This window comes from Paenibacillus etheri, assembly GCF_001012825.1.
Taxonomy (GTDB): domain Bacteria; phylum Bacillota; class Bacilli; order Paenibacillales; family Paenibacillaceae; genus Paenibacillus_AQ; species Paenibacillus_AQ etheri.
Genome location: NZ_LCZJ02000062.1, coordinates 1 through 254 on the forward strand (window position 1 = coordinate 1; position 254 = coordinate 254).

Annotated in this window: 1 pseudogene; it reads left to right on the forward strand. The window is 48.8% G+C overall.

Annotated elements, in window-relative coordinates:
• A pseudogene (locus tag UQ64_RS31425) lies at nt 1–254 on the forward strand (IS110 family RNA-guided transposase); the annotation flags it as partial.

A 254-nucleotide genomic window follows, 5' to 3' on the forward strand; every position in this document is an offset into this window, starting at 1 on the left:
GACACGGTTACCAAACGCCTTAACAGTGCCGTTAACCAGATTCATCGCTGGGTAGATATTGTGTTCCCAGAACTTCGGCATGTCTTCAAAATTCTCACTTGCACTAGTAGCATTGCCACCTTAAGGCTGTTTCCTCTCCCGAAAGAAATTAGCCGGTTAACGACAGAGCAAGTCATTGCTGGCTGGAAGCAATATGTGAAGCGTCATGCGGGTTTGCGGCGGGCCGAGCAGCTTATTACACTAGCTAAACGCAG